Source organism: uncultured Algibacter sp. (assembly GCF_947490405.1).
GTDB lineage: Bacteria > Bacteroidota > Bacteroidia > Flavobacteriales > Flavobacteriaceae > Algibacter_B.
The window spans coordinates 232,457-252,631 of record NZ_CANLGU010000006.1 but is presented as its reverse complement, the minus strand read 5'-3'; the positions used below and the strand labels follow the sequence as shown (position 1 = coordinate 252,631).

Genomic DNA, 20,175 nt, shown 5'->3' with positions numbered 1-20,175 from the left:
AAAAGCATTAAGAATATATAAAAATGGTCTATTTTTAAAGATTGACCGTATATTTAAAAAACTAACAAAAAACTTTATTTTATGAAAAAAGTATTTTTATTATCAATTGCAGTATTAGGTTTTGCATTTACATCAAATGCACAAGACATTTCAGAAAACGCACTTGGTCTTCGTTTAGGTGACAGTGACGGTTTTGGAGCTGAAATATCTTACCAACGAGCTCTTGGAGAAAACAACCGTTTAGAGTTAGACCTTGGAATTAGAGATGGAAAAGGTTATGATGGTTTTAAGTTAGCTGGTTTATACCAATGGATTTGGTTACTTGATGGTAACTTTAACTGGTACGCTGGTGTAGGTGGTGGAATTGGATCTTATAGTTTTGACAACGTTCCTGATGGAGTAGATGATAGCGAAACATTTATCTTTGCTGCTGGTGACATCGGTATTGAATACAATTTTGATATTCCTTTACAGTTATCACTAGATGCTAGACCAGAACTTGGTTTTGGTGATTTTAGAGATGATTTAGATTTTGATATCGCATTAAGTATTCGTTATAGATTCTAGTTAAACTTAAAAAGTATATTTAAAACCTCGATAGTTTACTATCGGGGTTTTATTTTTTTAGATAAACCATTTTATAGTCTTGAGAACAGACATTAGCAGTTTTGCCCGCGTTAGGGATAGTAGTGGATAGCCCACAGCCAGACGAAGGAAGTGCGAGGACTTGTAACGGATAGCCCGACCCCTTGTGGGTAACGCCCAAATTTTTTTTAATTGGAAATACGGGGTTTTACAACACCAAACACTTAGCCAAAGTATCTTGATAAATAGCCTCATATTGTGGCACAATAGCATGTAAGTCAAACTTTAAAGCTGCTTTACGAGCATTAGCTTTAAAAGTTTTTAAGCGGTTTTCATCACTCAAAATATGTAAAGCATTTTTAGTCATATCATCAATATCTCCAACATCACTTAAAAAACCAGATTCTCCATGTATATTTACTTCTGGAAGCCCTCCTGTATTACTTGAAATTACAGCGACACCTGATGCCATGGCTTCTAGAGCTGCTAAACCAAAACTTTCTGTTTGCGATGGTAGCAAGAATAAATCACTGAAACATAATATTTTATCTATTTCATTACTTCTACCAAAGAAAACCACTTTATCAAAAATACCTAATTCTTGACAACGCAGTTCAACACTTTCTTTTTCAGGGCCTTCGCCTATAAACATTAGTTTTGCTGGTATTTCCTTTTGAATATTATAAAAAACACTTATAACATCTTGAACGCGTTTTACTGGGCGCAAATTACTAATGTGCGTAATAATTTTTTCTTCGTCATTTGCCATCATGCCCCGTTGACAATCTGTAAAACTGTGATTATACTTTTCTAAATCGATAAAGTTTGGTACTACATTTATATCATTTTTGATGTCGAATAATCGTAAAGTATCATCTTTTAAACTTTGAGATACTGTAGTTACAGCATCAGATTTATTGATACTAAATGTAACTGCTGGTTTATAAAATGGATGACTACCAACAAGCGTAATGTCTGTTCCGTGTAAAGTTGTTACTATTGGTACATAAATACCTTCCTCTTGCAACATTTTTTTTGCCATATATGCTGCATAAGCATGAGGGATAGCATAATGCACATGAAGTATTTCTATCCCATGTTGCTTTACCATATTTACGAGTTTACTGGATAATGCCAGTTCATAAGGCTGATAATGAAACAACGGATACTCTGGCACATTTACCTCATGGTAATGCACATTATTGCTTATAAGTTCTAATCGAACAGGCTGATTGTAAGTAATAAAATGTATTTCATGCCCACGTTTAGATAGCTCTAAACCTAATTCTGTTGCAACTACACCACTACCACCAAACGTTGGGTAACAAACTATACCTATTTTCATTTATTAAATTTTAAATACTTCTAATCTTCTATCGCTTCGTAAATTAAACGTTGAATTTCAGTTCTTATATTTTCTCTTAACAATAGATTTTTTCCAGCATGCGGATATGTTCTATTTGCTAAAAACACATAAACTATTTCCTCTTCTGGATCAGCCCATGTGTAAGTTCCTGTAAACCCTGAATGCCCAAAGCTTGTCATTGAAATACAGCCACAAGTAGGACCTTCATCCCCTAATTGTGGTTTATCAAATCCTATACCTCGCCTATTGTTATCTCCACAATAATAACAGGTATTAAACTTATCTATCGTTTCAGGTTTTAAATAACGTTTACCACCATAATATCCTTTTTGTAAATACATTTGCATAATCTTTGCAACATCATTTGCATTACTAAATACACCAGCATGTCCACCTACTCCACTTTGCATTGCAGCTCCCATATCATGTACATATCCATGTACTTTTTGATAGCGATAATAGTCATCAACCTCAGTTGGAATAATCTTTTTACTACTAATCTTATAATACGGATTATACAGGGTATAATTTGCACCTAGAGATTCGTAAAAATGTGACTGAACTAATTCATCAAGTGTTCTGTCGTAATGTTGTTCAATAAATTTCTTTAAAATATAGTAAGGAAAGTCACTATAGCGATAACGTTGGCGCTCTAATAATTCTGAATCTTTGATTATTTCTGGTAGAGAATCTTGATAATCAGTTCTTAAAAATAAATTTTTAGCGACTTCAACATTAAATTTATCACTTCGCTCCGTTCGGTAATATTTCTTACTTGGACGTTTGGTTACACTATCTAAGGTATGATAATAAAAAGGCTCCCATGGCCTTAAACGCGCATAATGTGATAACATGCTTTTTAATGTAATATGCGATTTATTGGAGTTTTTATATTCTGGCAAAATTGAAGAAAGCTTTGTATTTAAAGACACTATACCTTGCTCTTCAAGCTCCATCAACAAAGGTAATGTTGATAATATTTTAGTTAATGAAGCCACATCATAAATATCATCAAACGCTACTTTTTCCTTTCCTTTATAAGTATGTTTCCCAAAGTTTTTATTATAAATCACTTTACCTTTTCTGGCTACTAATAATTGAATTCCTGGTGTCATCATAGAATCTACAGCTACTTGTGCTATAGAATCAATTTTCATTAATTTTTCTGAACTCATCCCAACACGCTCAGGAACACTATATCCTAATCGTTTCAAAGAGTTGTTATGAATACCATCACCCTTATTAAAGTAACTACCAATAGAAACGGGTAAATTACCTTTTGAAGGAATCGCCCCAAAAATAAGTTGTGCTGATTTTTGTTGAGCTATCTCACTGTTTTGATAGCTAACAACAATACTTTCTATATTTTCTATTGTCTTTAGTTTTGAAAGCGTATAAGGTTTTACAAAAACATCTAAAATAACAGTGTGTGTTCGTGCTATTTCGTGTAACCAAACTAACTCTTTATTACTAAACTTGTAAGCTTCCCAAGGATCATCATTTGAACGATGAAAACCAATAACCACAGTATTATATGGCTTAAGGTTTTTAGTTAAAGAAAATAAATTATCTGAAGCTACTATATGAACTTTAGCATATTTTTTTAATTCTTTATATAAAGCAGAACCAGAATCATCACCCAACTCTACATAAGCAATACGCTTTGTTTCCAAACGTCTTAGAGGCAACAAATCGTTTTCATTTTTAACTACAGTGATCGCGTTTTCAAGTAACTCTTCGTATAATATATCATCTTCAAGTCGATTCAAATCTTTTGATAAATTATAAAGACCAATAGGCTCATAATTATCAAGACCAACCTTATATTTTGCTTGAAGTATTTTTTTAACTGAATGTTCTAAGCGAGCTTCAGTAATCTCACCTTTTTCATAAGCTTCAATAATTTTTGATACACCAATACCAACATCTTCAGACATTAGCATCACATCATTACCTGCTTTAAATGCTGCCAAATCTATGTCGCCTGTTTCACTAAAATCTGCAGCACCCTTCATCGTTAGAGCATCGGTAAAAATAAGCCCTTTGAACCCTAATCGTTCCTTTAATATATCTGTTACTATATGTTTTGATAATGATGAAGGATAGCCCTCTCTAGCCTCTAAACTAGGAACATTTAAATGAGCTACCATAACACTTGATAGTCCTTCCTTAATGAGTTTTTTGTAAGGATATAACTCAATGGAGTCAATACGTTTTTCGTTAAAGCTTATTGCTGGGAGCGTATGGTGTGAATCTTGATCTGTGTCTCCATGACCAGGAAAATGCTTTGCGTTTGCCAATACACCTGCACCTTGCATCCCTTTCATAAATGCTGAAGCTTTCTCAGTTACATTATCTCTATCTTCACCAAAAGATCTGTTTCCTATTATTGGGTTTTTTGGATTCGTATTAATATCGACCACAGGTGCGAAATTAAAATGAACACCCAAACGCTTACAATGCTCACCAATTTGTTTTCCTGTTTGTTCTATTAATTTATTGTCTTTAATAGCACCAAGAGTCATGTTCCAAGGAAAAGCATAAGTAGAGTCTAAACGCATACTAAGTCCCCATTCAGCATCCATACCAATAAGCATTGGTATTTTAGAAAGAGATTGTAATTCATTATTAAGTCTCGCCTGTCTATTTGGGCCACCATTCGAGTAAATGATTCCACCTATTTGATGCTTTTTTATAATTTCAACTACCTTATTTTTGGTGGCTTGATCTTGATTTGACATGACTTGCACCATATATAATTGACCTACCTTTTCGGCTAGAGTCAAGGATGCATAAACACTATCTACCCATTTTTTTTGTGCTTGGTAATCTGAAGTAAGTAATGGATTATCGGTTGTTTGACCAATTATAGGTAATATAAATAAAAAAGAGAGTATTGTAATATAGATTTGACGCATAAAAGATTAATTAATGGGGATTAATAGTTACGTATAATGTACTAATAATCATGCCAAAATAATACTTTAAAAGGAAGATAAAAAGACTTTAAGATAGATTTATAAAGAAGTTTGTAACAAGCTTTACTTTAAAAAACGGGCATGCCAACTTTCGCTTGCAGGAACTTCCCAGTTTTCCTTAAACTCTGCTATAGTACTAATTAAATTGTTAAATACAATCGTTTTTTTTGAGACCGCATTCTCTTTCGCCATCTTCCTAAAGTCAGAAAGGGTTTTATGAGCTACGAACTCTCCTTGTTTATAAGAAACATTCATTTTATCCATTAAATCAACATTATAATCTTTCTCTAATTGTTGAATAAAATGGACTGAAGCATCAATTGAACAACCAGTTGCCATATTGATGTTTTGATTCAAACCCAAAACTATAAAACGCTTATATTTAATTACATATCCTGCTTGCAAATCGCTACCATGTGCAGTCCAGTTTTCAATAAAAACATTAAGTCTGGATTTAATATCCTCGAGCTCTACTTCTGAAAACGAACGATTGGCTTGGTATATCCAAACACGAGATTCTTCTGGTAGTGTATTAAAATCTACTAACATGATACTTTAATCTATACTTTCTAAATACTTAACAACCTTTTTCTTAACATATTTACGTTCGCTTAAATCGAACATATTAATCTCCTTATAATAGATGTTAAATGTTTTATTATAGTTAGATTTTTTTAATAATTTATAACCTTCAAATTGTTCTTTTATTAAAAAAGTATGTGTTTTATCAAATGCATCTTTTACTTGAAAATATGAAACTGCGTCATTATTAAGTGAGATTAATTCAGCTTCTAATTGTAAATCATTTTCGTCTTTTGGTGCAGGAGGTGGCGGTGTATTAGCTTCGTATTCTTCAGATTCATCAATGATTTCGTCTAATTGTTCATCGCTAAAAATAGCCATAAACTCTACACCACAAACTGATACCATTTGGATTCCGACCTCTTCTCCCAATGCTTCAAAATCATCCATACCAGCATTTTCCATGGCTTCAGATTCTGCTTTTCGCTTGTTATAACTTTTAAGTAAACATAATCCTAAAGCCACTTGCTTTTGGTTCATTGTTTTATCAGGCGTAAAAGAAGCAGTATCATTTTTAATACATTCACAAGTATCTTCAGCCATAAGCTGAATAATTTCTTCTCTGGTTTTGTCTTGAGCAAAACTATTTACAACAAGACATAAGCATAATAATAATGGTAGTTTTTTTAACATGGCAAAAATTTTATAAATCTTGGGCGTTAGCAATTAATTCAGCGATATCCATAACATCAACATCACTTTCTTTTTCTTTGGCTTTTATACCATCTGTCATCATGGTATTACAAAAAGGGCAACCTGCAGCAATAATTTCTGGTTTTACATCTAAGGCCTGCTCAGTACGTTCTATGTTTACTTCTTTATCTCCTTTTTCAGCATCTTTAAACATTTGCGCTCCTCCTGCTCCGCAACACAATCCATTACGCTTACAGTTTTTCATCTCAACTAACTCAGCATCTAATTTTCGAATTAAATCTCTGGGAGCTTCATATATATCATTTGCACGTCCTAAATAACAAGGATCATGAAATGTTATGCGTTTACCTTTAAATTTACCACCTTCAATGGATAGTCTTCCTTCATCAAGTAATGTTTTAAGAAACTGCGTATGGTGCATCACTTCATAATTACCTCCTAATTCTGGATATTCATTTTTAATGGTGTTAAAGCAATGTGGACAAGCTGTTACTATTTTTTTTACTTCGTAAGCGTTTAGGACTTCAATATTAGTAACTGCTTGCATTTGGAATAGAAACTCATTTCCTGCACGTTTTGCTGGGTCGCCAGTACAACTTTCTTCAGCTCCTAAAACAGCAAATTCTACATTCGCCTTATTCAATAATTTAGCAAATGCCTTAGTTATTTTTTTGGCTCTATCATCAAAACTTCCTGCACAACCTACCCAAAATAATACTTCAGGGTGTTTGCCTTCAGCCATGTATTCAGCCATTGTTTTTATTGTCATTTCAAATATGATTTGAATTAATCTTCACTTTCCTTTTTGCTTTGAAGCATCAAATTTTGATTATACTCCTTTGCTTTTTCTAATAAACTAGACGGTATTATTTGATAAAACAATGGTGAATCTGGGTCGTAATTAATCATAACCCACTTATCATTGGTTGAATTATCCTTAAGGATTATTGTCATCCTATCCCGCATCAACATTGCCAATGTATTATCTGAAACAAAATCAATATCTATTCCTTTTGTTTTCATCATTGAAACCATAGTCCCTTTTGATGCTTCATCAAACTCTTGTTTATTAAATGTCATATTCATTTCCATATCATAGGACACAAAAGCATATTGAAGTGTATCGTTTTCAATTTCAAAAATTTCAGAGATCCTGTACTCTGGTGTTACTTTAGGTATATCAATTGAAAAATCTTCATTACCTTCAAACATACTTTTAAAAATACCTTTCATTGATTCTTTAGGAACAATTTCAAATACCTTTGGGTGAGTCATATCTAGTATCGCATCATAATCCCTATTGTTAATATCATTAAACATTTTCAGAGCCATACTATCTACTACTTTAAGCGCATTTTCACTAGACTGTGCTGTAACACTTACACATGCTATTAGTATTAGCATTATAACACTAACTGCTATTTTAAAATTGATTGTTTTTTTAATCATAACATTATTCATCTTTCCAGTTTAATCTATCCATTTGATTGTAAGGCCAAGGTGCTCCATTGTTTTCAATATTTGTCATCATATTGTTTAACTCAGTTGGAGCAGCAGATTGCTCCATAACCAAATAACGACGCATTTCTAAAATAATTGATAGTGGATCAATACTTACAGGGCAAGCTTCTACACAGGCATTACATGATGTACAAGCCCAAAGCTCCTCTTTAGTGATATAGTCATCTAGAAGTTGCTTTCCATCATCTTTGAATTCACCTTTATTTTCATCAATATTTTTACCAACTTCTTCCAAACGATCACGAGTGTCCATCATGATTTTCCTTGGCGATAATTTTTTTCCAGTTTGATTCGCAGGACATTCGCTTGTACAACGTCCGCATTCTGTACAAGTATAAGCATTTAGTAACTGTACCCAATTCAAATCTTGTACATCACTGGCACCGAATTTAGCAGGAACCTCTTCTTCTACTCCTTCAGCAGGAGCAGCAAAAGGGTCAACATTAGGATCCATCATCATCTTTACCTCATTAGTAACTGCTTCAAGGTTATTAAGTTGTCCTTTGGGTTTTAAGTTTCCAAAATATGTATTAGGAAACGCCAATAAAATATGCAAATGCTTAGAAAAGTAGAGGTAATTTAAGAATATCAGAATGCCAACAATGTGCAACCACCATGCGCCTCTTTCAATAACATGCAAAGTGCTTTCTTGTAAACCAGAAAACCATGGTGCTATGTATTGACTAATTACGTTTCCAGAATTTATGGATTGAAAATCCAAATCTATGGCATTCATAACTAAAAACAAAGTCATTAATACCATTTCAAAGTATAAAATGAAATTACCGTCGTTTTTAGGCCAACTAGTCATTTCACTTTTCCAAAACCTTGCTAGTTTTAAAATATTTCTACGTGCCCAAAAAATAATTACAGAAATAAAAACTAGTACTGCTAATACCTCAAAAGTACCAATTAAAAAACCATATACAGATTTAGATAATACTTTTAAGCCAATACGATGTGTACCAAATATACCATCAATTATTATTTCTAAAACTTCAATATTTATTATTATAAACCCAACATAAACGACTACGTGCAACAAGCCAGAAATTGGACGACGCACCATTTTACTTTGGCCTAGAGCAATCATAGCCATGTTTTTCCACCGCTCAGATTTATTATCGCTTACATCAACATCCTTTCCAAGTTTTATATTCCTGATAAGCTTTTTTACATTTTTTGAAAAATAACCAATACCAGCAATGAGTATGATTGCAAAAAGTATGTTAGGCAAGTAGTTCATAATAAAATTTAGTTCTTTTGGTCTTCTGTAGGTTCTTTATAGGGTATTTCTTTTTTAGATAATATACGTCTATAGCGGGCAGGGTGTAATTTTATATCACGTATTAAATCTTCCATCTCTTTTGACGCTGCTTCAAGGTTATTATACAAAGCGTCGTCATGCAAAAGTTTTCCAATAGAGCCATCTCCATCATTTATTTTACTACTAATATCTTTAAAATTTTTAATCGTAGCTTCAAGTGTTTTAACCGTTTCCTCTAGGTTAGCATTGGCAAGTTGCGCTGTTGTTTTTGATAAATTTGAAGAAATTTCATCTACGTTTGATAATGTAGAATTAAGTTTCTCCTCATTTTTCACCATTATCGTGTTCAAGGAATTAGATGTTTTCTTAAAATTCTGAACAACATCATTTAAACCAGAAATACTGGCTCTTAAATTTGCTTTAGTTTTATCATCAAAAACCTCATTTAGATTGTTTAGCAATGAATCTGCACCAACCATCATTACCTCAATTTTTTCTTGTAATGGTGTTAATCGCTGATTTACTAAATCGGTTAAACCTGCCTTAACTATGCCTTGAAGTTCGGCTCCTTCTATAGCACTTTCTGCTCCATCAAAAGCTGGAATAATGGCTATAGCTTTACCTCCTATTAAGCCTGTTTCGTATAACTCTGCTTTACTATTTTTTGAAAATTTAAAATCGTTATCAACTAATAGTTCTACCTGTAATACTCCAGATCCATCACCCTTAAAATCAATACTTATTACCTTACCAACGTTAAGCCCATTAATGGTTACAGGCGTAGATGGCACCAAACCTTCAACATTATTATAGGTCGTGTAAATTGTTAGCGAAGAACTTAGTAGGTTTTGACCCTTGAGGTAATTGAAACCAAAAATAAAGAGAATAATTCCTAAAAATACTAATATACCTGTTTTAACTTCTTTTGATATTTTCAAACTGAATTTCTTTAGAGAAACAAATTTAAGATAAATATAAGAAGAAAACCTTTAATTGGCTTTGGATTTTAAAGCATCTATTAAAGCTATTTTTTTTCCATCTTTAAAAGCCACTACAAAACTTGAATTGTAACCTTTGCTTCGGGCTTCTTGCTCTAGGGCTTTAGTTTCCTCATAATCAGAAGTACTACCATAAAAATACTTATACAAACTACCATCTTGTATTCTAGAAATTGTCTGTAATCCTTTAAAATTGTATGATTTAGTTTCTAGTGCTTTTGAACTTGCTGCTATTTGAATTTTGAACGTAATGTTTCCAGAAACTTGCTCTTTAGTATCTGCTTTTACTATGCTTGTTGGAGCTGAATTAATATTCATGTATTCCAGATACTTTTCAACAGCAACAAATAATGATTTGGTCATAAGTTGTTTACCCTTTTTCGAATTTAAAAAGTCTTCTTCCTTTAAATGTGTAAGAAAACCTAATTCTACGAGTACACTCGGCATATATGAATATGCTAAAACATAAAATATATTTTGTTTCACACCTCTACTTTTTCGTTTTGCAGTAGTTTGAAATTCATCTTCAATTAATCTTGCTAGTTTAATGCTATGATCCAAATAAGCTTCCTGAGCCATTTCCAATCCTAACAAAAATTCTGGAGAATCTGATCTAAAATCTTTGTATACCTCTAAGTTATCCTCCAAAGCAATAACTGAATTTTCACGCTTTGCAACCTCTAAATTTTGCTTGTTTTTAGTAGTTCCCAAAACATAAGTCTCAGAACCATAGGCAGTTCCTTTTTTACCAGGTTGCGCATTACAATGTATAGATATAAATAAATCAACATCCTTTTTATTGGCAAGATCTGGACGACTCCTTAAAGTTGGAAAAACATCTTTTTTACGTGTGTAAACAATTTTAACATTAGCTAGGTTGCTTTCTATCATTTTTCCTAGAGCAAGAGAAACATCTAAAGCAATATCCTTTTCTGTTGACTTGTAACGCCCCGTTCCAGGAGTTCCAGAATCTCTACCACCATGCCCAGGATCAATCATAATAACAAATGGCTCTATTGCAGATTGTCCATATAGTAGCGTATTGCAAAAAAATATTAATACTAAGGATACGAAAAGTAAAATGTTGTTCGTTTTCATGTGGTGTTTACAGTTGTTTTCAATCAAAGGCAATGAATATCATTTTTGGGCATCATTTTTGATATTTCAAGAATGAAATCTATGCGATTTTAACGATCAAAAAACTCGGTTTATTTTAATTTTAAATTTTTACTAGAATATTAAATTAATCCCAGAAAAATATATGTAATTTTGGCTTTTCAAAAACCGAGCCATACTTTTACAAAAATACATTTAAAAGCGTTGCGTACAAACAACTTTAAAATACTTTTTGCATTAAGTTTTACAGTGTTTATTAACACGTTAAGCTTCTCTCAAGATATTCCAAACAAAGGAAAAACGATTGAAAGAACAGCCAAAGATAGTTTGGTTACCAAAATAGATAATCTTCCTATAACCTCACCTTCTGAAAAAACTCAAGACACCATAGTTAACGATTCTGTTAAACCTAAAAAAGATCTTTTAGAAAATATTGTAAAATATCACGCAAAAGACTACACCAAGTTTAGCAATAAACAACAGAAATTATATTTGTACAACGAAGCAAATATTGATTATGGTGACATGAATATTAAAGCAGGACGCATCACTATTGACTATAACAACAATACGGTTTACGCTAGAGGAATTACTGATACAATTGAGGGATATACACAAAAACCCGTTTTCTCTCAAGGCACTAATGTTGTTGAACCAGATTCTATTATTTTCAACACTAAAACTCAAAAAGCACTAATTTATAATTCTAAAACAGAACAAGGTGAAGGTACTGTTATATCTGAAACCACAAAGAAAGAAAATGATTCTGTTTACTTTGTAAGAGACGCTAAATACACAACTGCAAAAAACCTTGACGACCCTGAGTATTATATAAAACTCAGAAAAGCGAAAATTGTACCAGGAAAAAAAATCGTTACTGGGTTAGCCAATCTTTTCTTTTATGATGTACCAACACCATTGGGACTCCCATTTGGTTTTTTTCCACAGAGTGAAAAACATACTTCTGGGGTTATTATTCCATCTTTTGGAGAACAAAATAGTAGAGGATATTTTTTACAAAATGGAGGTTATTACTTTGCAATAAGTGATTATATAGATTTGGCTGTTCTTGGTGATTATTTTACCAATGGAAGTTATGGAATACGAACCGAATCCACATACTCAAAGCGCTATAGATTTAGGGGGAATATAGGTATGCGTTATGAAAATTTAATTACCAGTGAACGTGGGTTTCCTGATTTTGCTAAAAGCACAATTTACAACTTTAGATGGTCTCATAGTCAAGATTCTAAAGCTAATCCAAGCTCTCGTTTTTCAGCTTCTGTCAACCTTGGAAGTAGTACTTATTATAGACAGTCCGTAAATCAGGTAAATACTGGAGCTTTTTTAAATAATACCCTAGCCTCTTCTATATCGTACTCAAAAACATTCCAGGGAGAACCTCAAGTAAATTTTAGTGTTACAGCGACTCATTCCCAAAATACAAATACCGAAACTATAAATATGACGCTTCCAACATTTCAAGGAAGTATTAGTAGAATGTACCCTTTTGCTTCTGAAACTGGCACAAAAAAGGGAATTATTCAAAACGTTAATTTACAATATAACATCCGTGGGGAGAATAGAATTCAGACTACTGACTCTCTTTTCTTTAAAAAAGAAATGTTTGATGATGCCAGAGCGGGATTTCAACATTCTATTCCTTTAACCACTAACTTTAAGATTTTCAAATATTTTAGTGCCAGTGCCAGCACAAACTTTAATGAAGTATGGACATTTAACACAATAAATAGAACTTTTGATAGTACTACAGGACAGACAGTAACTGAAGATTTAAATGGTTTTGATTCATTTAGAACCTATAATTTCAGCACAAATATAGGCACAACAATTTATGGTATGTTTAATTTTGAAAAAGAAGGTGAAGACAGAAAGATAAAAGCAATTCGACATGTTATGAGGCCTTCCATTAGTTATAATATTAATCCAGCATTTGACCAATATTATGATACTATTGAAGGTGATGAAATAATTGATGCCAACGGTAATACCAGGAGAGAACTTATTGAATACACAAGGTTTGAAGGTGGTGTTTTTGGATCTCCAAATCAGAATTTTTCCAGTTCAATGGGTATTTCTGTTTCAAACAATATTGAAGCAAAGGTACGGGATAAAGATAGTACAGCAACAGAACCAAAAAAAATCATTCTACTTAATAATCTAAATTTTTCAACATCCTATAACTTTGCTGGCGATTCATTACAATGGAGTCCCGTAAGAATGAATGGTAGTACGCAACTTTTTAAAGACAAAATGAGTATTAACTTTAATGCTACCCTAGACCCTTATGCATTAGATAATAATAACAATAGAATCAATAAGTTTAATATAGATAATGGAGGAAGTCTTTTTAGATTAACTAATGCTAGTTTAAACGCAAGTTGGACATTAGCTAGCAGAGAGGGGGATAAAAAAAATAAAAAAGACAGAGGTGTAGAAGAAAATGTACGCAGCGGTGGTCGAGCTGATGATTTATTTGGTGTTTCTGAAGATTTCGCAAATCAACAAGCGAATAATCAAGACCAAGATAACGAAGAAGGCCCTAGTGAGCTATACAACTATACCATACCCTGGAATTTAAGGGTAGCGTATGCAGTAAATTATTCTAACAATAGGCGTCAAAATGAAATTTCATCCCATTCTCTTATGTTTTCAGGAGATATAGAGCTCTCTCCTAAATGGAGTATAGGAGCTTCCTCTGGTTATGATTTAAAAAATGCTGGCTTTACTTTCACACAATTACGTTTTGAACGTGATTTATTAAGTTGGCGTATGAATTTCACTTGGGTACCATTTAGCGATAGAAGTTCTTGGAATTTCTTTATTGGTATAAAATCAAGTATCTTACAGGATTTAAAATACGAGCAACGTAGACAACCCGATATTCAATTTTAATTTTTTTCAAAAATGAAAACTATTATAACTACTCCTAACGCCCCAGCTCCTATTGGACCTTACAATCAGGCCATATTAACTGGCAATACACTATATACCTCTGGGCAAATAGCAATAAACGTAGAAACTAACAGCTTAGTTATAGGTAATATTAAACTTGAAACCAATCAAGTAATGCTAAATTTAAAAGCTGTTTTAAAAGCTGCTAATATGACTTTTGAACATGTAATAAAAGCATCCATATTTATTAGTAACATGGATGATTTCGCATTAATAAATGAAATTTACGGAAGTTATTTTAATGACGATGATGCGCCTGCTCGAGAAACGGTTCAAGTAGCAAGATTGCCTAAAAATGTTAATGTAGAAATTAGTATGATAGCAGTTAAATAAAACTTAAACTGTAGTTTTAGAAAACCTTACTAACAATTCTTTTATCTTGTTTACTTCAAGCGGTTTAGATAAGAAATAGTCTATACCTGATTCTTTCGCTTTTTCAATATCCTTCTCAAAAGCACTAGCAGAAACAGCAATTATAGGTGTATTTTGTTTTTTATATTTATCTGTGTTCTTTATTAATCTGGTTGCCTCATATCCATCCATACCTGGCATGTAGATATCCATAAAAATCATATCAAAATCTAAAATTTTATATAGATCAACAGCTTCTTTGCCGTTTTTTGCAAATGTGCAATCAGCTCCTTCCCTCTCCAACAAAAATTTAATTACTTTCTGGTTCATTCTATTATCCTCTGCAATTAAAACACTAAACTTTTCAGATAAAACAGGAGCTAGTGATTCTTCTTCAGCTTCTAAATTAAGGGTCTTTTTTAGCTGCAAACTAAAATAAAAGGTTGTTCCTTCATTTTCTTTACTCTCCAATTCAAGATCACCTCCCATGAGTTGTACCAATTGATTAGAAATTGACAACCCCATACCGCCACCTCTATAATCTTTCATCAAGCTATTACTAAAAACATTCTCAGGAGTATTCAATACGCGTTTAACCTGTTCAGGCTTCATTCCTATCCCTGTATCCTTAACATAAAAAGTGATATACTGAAAGTTGTCTATGCCAACCAACTGATCAATTATAACAGATATTTTTCCAGCATTAGTGAATTTTATGGCATTGTTTATTAGGTTTATAAGAACCTGTTGGATTCTAGGGGAATCAGCCATTACTAAAAACTTATCCTTTTCTTCATGCAGGAATTTATAATCAAATTCTAAACCTTTTTCCCATGCCTGAAATTCAAATACTTTAAAAAGTTTTGATAAATCAGACTTTAAATCTGTGGTTTGTAACTCCAAATTAAAATTGCCTGATTCCACTTCAGTATTATCAGTAACCATATTTACTAATTGAAGTAAATGCTTTGATGAATATTCTGCTATTTCAACTTGCGCCATCTGATCATCATTCAGGTCTGTTTGCTTAAGCATATTCATCATACCTAGTACTGTATTAAGTGGAGTACGAACCTCGTAGCTCATATTTGCCAGATAAATGGATTTATGACTTCCCATTTCTTCTGCAACCTCTAAGCTTAATTTTAATTCCTCAATACGAAGCCTTAAATTTGCTCTAATAACATCATTCTTCAATTGATTTCTAAAAAAGAATTGTAAGACAAAAACCTGAAGTATTGCTAAAATAAAAAGAAATATAGCGGCACTTTCAGCGTATATTTTTTTCTCCAAAAAAAAATACCCAATAAGTAAAATGGAAGTAATGGATGCAAAAATGAAAAAAGACAATTTCTTCTTCATTTTTATGCGCTTAATAGATTTAGGGAAAATCTTCATTACCTAGTGCTTTTAACAAACATATCTATAAATATACGAATTAGCAAAAGTATTATGTGATGAAGCTTACTATTTTTATGAAATTTGTTATTGTTGATAAGTCCCGTAAGGCATTGCTATATAACAAAGAGAGAGTTTTAAAAAATTGAATTATTACACAATTGCTCCTGTGGAACCCTCTTGACTTGGAATTAACTCAAAGATATAATCTGGTGTAATATTAGCTTCTTTTCTGTGCGAGACGTATAAAATGGCAGTATTGGTTTCTTTACAAATTTTATTTACTAATTGGGCAAGTAATACAGCGTCATTATCATCTAATCCATTTGTTGGTTCATCTAAAATTAGTAGTGAAGGATGTTTAACCATGGCACGTGCAATTAAAACTAATCGCTTATGCCCATTCGCTAATGACTGAAAACTTTTATCTTTAATATTAAACATATTCAAAACATCTAACCATTTATGCGCTATATTAATTTGAATATCTGTTGGATGCTTGTAGAGACCAATTGAATCCAAGAAACCAGAAATAATCATGTTTTCAATAGTGTCTGGTCTTCGAAAACCTAACAGCATTTCAGATGAAAAAAAACCAATATGCTTTTTTATATCCCAGACAGATTCCCCACTACCCTTTTTCATACCAAATAAAGTCATATCTTCTGAGTAACCTTTGGGATTATCTCCAGATATTAAAGACAAAAGTGTACTCTTGCCTGAACCATTTGGACCAATAAGCTGCCAGAATTCACTTGGTTTAATTTCCCAGGATATATTTCGTAGAATTTGCCTTTCTCCATAACTTAGGTTTATATTCTTTAAACTAATTATGGGATTATTAATTTCAGCTATATTCTTGTAAGGCTTTGGTAAATGGTTTATGAAATAATTGTTCTTATTTTCAAAATTGTTATCATATGCCTTAAGCTCTCCCTTTTCATAATTATATATTACATCAATAAAAGGTAATAAATCCCTTTTACGAGTGGTTATTTGAATTATTACAAATTCATTTCTTAATTGAAAAAGTTTGTTTTCTATATCTGATTGAGATTTTATATCCAGACAATCAAAAACATTATCTAATAAAACATATTCAGGCTGATGCTTAAGGATATGATTTAGCAACGCTTTTTTTCGCTCACCTTCAGAAGAGTTTTTTAAACTATTACTAGTTTTAGTTTGTATGTGAGATCGTTCATAACGAATTTCTTTTTCTATAAAACTCTTTAGAGCTATATCTGATAAAACACCTTCTTTTAAATTCAGTACCTCTGGAAAAAGCATTCCAGTATTGATTTTTTTTAGGAGTTCTTTTTTGTTCTCTAAATTAGAAATATAAATAGCTGTATGCTTCAGCAAAATATAATGTTTTACTTATACATTTTATAGGTTTTTAGTATGAAAAGGAACTAAGCCATCAATAGGTCTACGCTCAAAGTTACCAACCGTAAATCCCATTTCTTCTGCTACTTCTTCAATTTCTTTTCTAGAAAAATAAGCAATAGAACCTGCAAAATGTATCGGAACTGTTTTTAGTTCTTCTTTATATTGCATAATCATATTTTTTGCAAATCTTCGTATACCATTCTTTATAAGCTCTACTATATAATCAGAATCTTTTTGTAGAAACATAAACTCTGCGAAATTTGCCAAATAAGCATTAGGACTAGGCTGCTTATAAAGGTTATATTTTATAAAATCTGATTCTAAATTATACTTTGCTCCAAATGCTATTTTGACATTTTCTGGCATATGATTAAAGTAATAGTCGCGTAATAATTCTTTACCGTAATAGTTTCCAGAGGCATCATCCATAAGAATATAACCTAGAGAATCTACACGTTGGTGTAATACTTCGCCATCATAATAACTACAATTTGAACCTGTTCCCATAATACAAACCACAGCGGCTTCTTTAGGGTTACTAATAGTAGCATAAACGGCTGCTAGCGTATCTTCATTCACTTCTACATGTGCGTTGGGAAAAATATCTTCTAAAACACCTTTTAGAAGCATCCTCGGATTTTCAGTACCACAGCCAGCTCCATAGAAAAAGACATGAGTTACTTTACCACTATTAGTAATCAAATCATCACTTTTCCTAATGGTTTTATATAATTTTTTTTCGCTCAAAATAGCTGGATTAAGCCCTTTGGTGCGGACTTTTTCCATTAATTTGTTTCCATCAGAATCTACTGCTAACCAATCAGATTTAGTAGAACCACTATCAACTATTAGAATCATAAGTTATTTAGATAAAAAAACTCCACAGATTACTGTGCTCATTACACAATAACTCTGTGGAGTTATTATAATATAATATATTATTTTACTGAAGCAATGTGTTGTGCTAAATCAACTAATTTAGTTGAGTAACCAAATTCATTATCATACCAAGATACTAATTTAAAGAAATTGTCATTTAAAGCAATACTTGATCCAGCATCAAAAACGCTGGTTTGTGTTTCTGAAACAAAATCTTGAGAAACCACACCTTCTTCTGTGTATCCTAAAACACCTGCCATAGCTCCTTCAGAAGCTGATTTTAAAGCGGCTTTAACTTCGTCCCATGATGCTGATTTTTCAGTTCTAACTGTTAAATCAACAACAGACACATCTGGAGTTGGCACTCTAAACGCCATACCAGTAAGTTTTCCATTTAACTCAGGAATAACTTTACCTACTGCTTTTGCAGCTCCAGTAGATGAAGGTATAATATTTGCTAAAGCACTTCTACCACCTCTCCAATCTTTTCTTGAAGGGCCATCAACTGTCATTTGAGTTGCAGTTGTAGCATGAACTGTTGTCATTAAACCTTCAACAATTCCGAAGTTATCATCAATAACTTTTGCTAATGGCGCTAAACAGTTAGTTGTACAAGATGCATTTGATACGATAGTATCACTTGCTGTAATTTTATCATGGTTTACTCCCATTACAAACATTGGAGCATCTGCAGATGGTGCAGAAATAGCTACTTTCTTAGCTCCTGCTTTAATATGCGCTTGTGCTTTATCTAAAGTAGTAAAGATACCTGTACAGTCTAAAACAACCTCAGCACCTACAGCATCCCATTTTAAATCCTCTGGGTTACGCTCAGCTGTAATTCTTATTTCATTTCCGTTAACAACTAAGTTTCCGTCTTTTGTATCAACTGTACCATTAAATCTTCCGTGTACAGAATCAAATTTTAATAAATATGCTAAGTGATCAACATCTAACAAATCGTTGATTCCTACTATTTCGATATCAGGTCTTGCGGCTGCTACTCTGAAAGCAATTCTACCAATTCTACCAAATCCGTTAATTCCAATTTTTAATTTTGACATGTTCTTATTTATTAATGTTTATGTGCTCATGATATCTGAGACACGAAGTAATTCTAAATTTATTTTTGTTTTTCCTTTAATGGCATTATCCAGTGGTGTAAGTTCCATTTTAGAGTTTATTAAGCCTACCATGTAATTCGTTTCGCCATTAAGCATAGACTCTACTGCTTTTACACCCATTCTACTTGCTAAAACCCTATCAAAACATGATGGAGCCCCTCCACGCTGCATATGACCTAGCACAGAAACTCTTACATCATAACCTTCCATGTTTTCATCTACATATTCTTTAAGCTCAAAAATATTTTTTCCTATTTTATCACCTTCAGCTACAATAACTATACTTGATGTTTTGCCTGTTTTCCTACTTTTATTAAGCGATTCTACCAAACGCTCTAATCCTAAATCTTCTTCAGGTATTAAAATCTCTTCAGCACCTCCTGCAATTCCTGTATTTAATGCTATGTGCCCAACATCACGCCCCATTACTTCAATAAAAAACAATCTATTATGTGAACTGGCTGTATCTCTAATTTTATCAATCGCATCAACTACTGTGTTAAGTGCAGTATCAAAACCTAATGTATGTGAAGTTCCAACAATATCATTATCAATAGTTCCAGGAATCCCCATCACTGGGAATCCAAACTCCTGATTAAATATTAAAGCTCCAGTAAATGAACCATCACCACCAACAACTACTAGTCCATCAATACCAGCTTTCTGTAAATTCTCGTGTGCTTTTTGACGACCTTCTTTAGTTCTAAACTCTTTAGAGCGAGCAGATTTAAGTATCGTACCTCCTTTATTAATGATGCCTTTTACACTTCTAGCATCCATATTTTTGAAATCTCCTTCAATCAACCCTTCATAACCTCTGTAAACACCAACGCAATCAACATTATGATAAGCACAAGTTCTAACCACAGAACGAATTGCTGCATTCATTCCAGGAGAATCTCCTCCAGAAGTTAAAACTGCTATTTTTTTTATTGCTTTAGACATGAATTTCGAAATTTAATACAGTAAAATTACTAAACAAAACCCA

17 protein-coding genes are annotated in these 20,175 nt (G+C 32.5%); 3 read left to right on the top strand and 14 right to left on the bottom strand.

The annotated features are described in order from the left end of the window. The first annotated feature begins 81 nt into the window (after positions 1-81). Positions 82-567, top strand: coding sequence for a hypothetical protein (locus Q0772_RS13835; protein WP_298346019.1), 486 nt, complete (start codon positions 82-84; stop codon positions 565-567). A gap of 226 nt (positions 568-793) precedes the next feature. Here the strand turns inward: Q0772_RS13835 and bshA are convergent, their stop codons facing one another. The 9 genes from bshA to Q0772_RS13790 form a co-directional block, all read right to left on the bottom strand. Then, positions 794-1,930 carry an N-acetyl-alpha-D-glucosaminyl L-malate synthase BshA gene (gene bshA, locus Q0772_RS13830; protein WP_298346016.1) on the bottom strand — a complete coding sequence of 379 codons (1,137 nt, stop codon included), beginning with the start codon at positions 1,928-1,930 and terminating at the stop codon, positions 794-796. Positions 1,931-1,950: 20 nt separating this feature from the next. Next, the gene (locus tag Q0772_RS13825; protein WP_298346013.1) at positions 1,951-4,869 is read right to left on the bottom strand and encodes a glycoside hydrolase family 3 N-terminal domain-containing protein; all 2,919 of its coding nucleotides are present in this window, start codon (positions 4,867-4,869) and stop codon (positions 1,951-1,953) included. Between the two features lie 123 nt (positions 4,870-4,992). Further along, a complete protein-coding gene (locus Q0772_RS13820; RefSeq protein WP_298346012.1) occupies positions 4,993-5,478 on the bottom strand; it encodes an ABC transporter ATPase in 486 nt (161 codons plus the stop codon). A 6-nt stretch (positions 5,479-5,484) separates the two neighbouring features. Beyond that, the gene (locus Q0772_RS13815) at positions 5,485-6,144 is read right to left on the bottom strand and encodes a hypothetical protein (protein ID WP_298346010.1); all 660 of its coding nucleotides are present in this window, start codon (positions 6,142-6,144) and stop codon (positions 5,485-5,487) included. 10 nt (positions 6,145-6,154) lie between these two features. Next, complete coding sequence (locus tag Q0772_RS13810; protein WP_298346008.1) at positions 6,155-6,934, bottom strand: (Fe-S)-binding protein; 780 nt, start codon at positions 6,932-6,934, stop codon at positions 6,155-6,157. A gap of 17 nt (positions 6,935-6,951) precedes the next feature. After that, positions 6,952-7,614, bottom strand: a complete 663-nt coding sequence (locus tag Q0772_RS13805; protein WP_298346006.1) for a hypothetical protein — start codon at positions 7,612-7,614, stop codon at positions 6,952-6,954. 4 nt (positions 7,615-7,618) lie between these two features. Further along, entirely contained in the window at positions 7,619-8,932 is a 1,314-nt protein-coding gene (locus Q0772_RS13800; protein ID WP_298346004.1) for a (Fe-S)-binding protein, read from the bottom strand. Positions 8,933-8,940: 8 nt separating this feature from the next. Next, entirely contained in the window at positions 8,941-9,891 is a 951-nt protein-coding gene (locus Q0772_RS13795; RefSeq protein ID WP_298346003.1) for an MlaD family protein, read from the bottom strand. Between the two features lie 51 nt (positions 9,892-9,942). Then, a complete protein-coding gene (locus Q0772_RS13790; RefSeq protein ID WP_298346001.1) occupies positions 9,943-11,049 on the bottom strand; it encodes an N-acetylmuramoyl-L-alanine amidase in 1,107 nt (368 codons plus the stop codon). Positions 11,050-11,220: 171 nt separating this feature from the next. Here Q0772_RS13790 and Q0772_RS13785 point away from each other — a divergent pair, with 171 nt between their 5' ends. Together Q0772_RS13785 and Q0772_RS13780 are read left to right on the top strand one after the other, a co-directional pair. Then, the gene (locus tag Q0772_RS13785) at positions 11,221-13,983 is read left to right on the top strand and encodes a putative LPS assembly protein LptD (protein ID WP_298345999.1); all 2,763 of its coding nucleotides are present in this window, start codon (positions 11,221-11,223) and stop codon (positions 13,981-13,983) included. 12 nt (positions 13,984-13,995) lie between these two features. Next, the gene (locus Q0772_RS13780; RefSeq protein ID WP_298345997.1) at positions 13,996-14,376 is read left to right on the top strand and encodes a Rid family detoxifying hydrolase; all 381 of its coding nucleotides are present in this window, start codon (positions 13,996-13,998) and stop codon (positions 14,374-14,376) included. A gap of 3 nt (positions 14,377-14,379) precedes the next feature. Here Q0772_RS13780 and Q0772_RS13775 read toward each other — a convergent pair whose 3' ends face one another. The 5 genes from Q0772_RS13775 to pfkA all read right to left on the bottom strand — a co-directional run bounded on the left by Q0772_RS13775 (position 14,380) and on the right by pfkA (position 20,132). Beyond that, positions 14,380-15,756, bottom strand: a complete 1,377-nt coding sequence (locus tag Q0772_RS13775; protein WP_298345995.1) for a response regulator — start codon at positions 15,754-15,756, stop codon at positions 14,380-14,382. Positions 15,757-15,945: 189 nt separating this feature from the next. Next, the gene (locus tag Q0772_RS13770) at positions 15,946-17,157 is read right to left on the bottom strand and encodes an ATP-binding cassette domain-containing protein (protein WP_298345993.1); all 1,212 of its coding nucleotides are present in this window, start codon (positions 17,155-17,157) and stop codon (positions 15,946-15,948) included. A 24-nt stretch (positions 17,158-17,181) separates the two neighbouring features. After that, positions 17,182-18,042 carry an N-acetylglucosamine kinase gene (locus Q0772_RS13765; protein ID WP_298345990.1) on the bottom strand — a complete coding sequence of 287 codons (861 nt, stop codon included), beginning with the start codon at positions 18,040-18,042 and terminating at the stop codon, positions 17,182-17,184. 80 nt (positions 18,043-18,122) lie between these two features. Then, positions 18,123-19,127 (bottom strand): type I glyceraldehyde-3-phosphate dehydrogenase, encoded by a 1,005-nt coding sequence (gene gap, locus Q0772_RS13760; RefSeq protein ID WP_298345988.1) that lies wholly within the window; start codon positions 19,125-19,127, stop codon positions 18,123-18,125. An 18-nt stretch (positions 19,128-19,145) separates the two neighbouring features. Further along, a complete protein-coding gene (pfkA, locus tag Q0772_RS13755; RefSeq protein ID WP_298345987.1) occupies positions 19,146-20,132 on the bottom strand; it encodes a 6-phosphofructokinase in 987 nt (328 codons plus the stop codon). Positions 20,133-20,175: the final 43 nt, after the last annotated feature.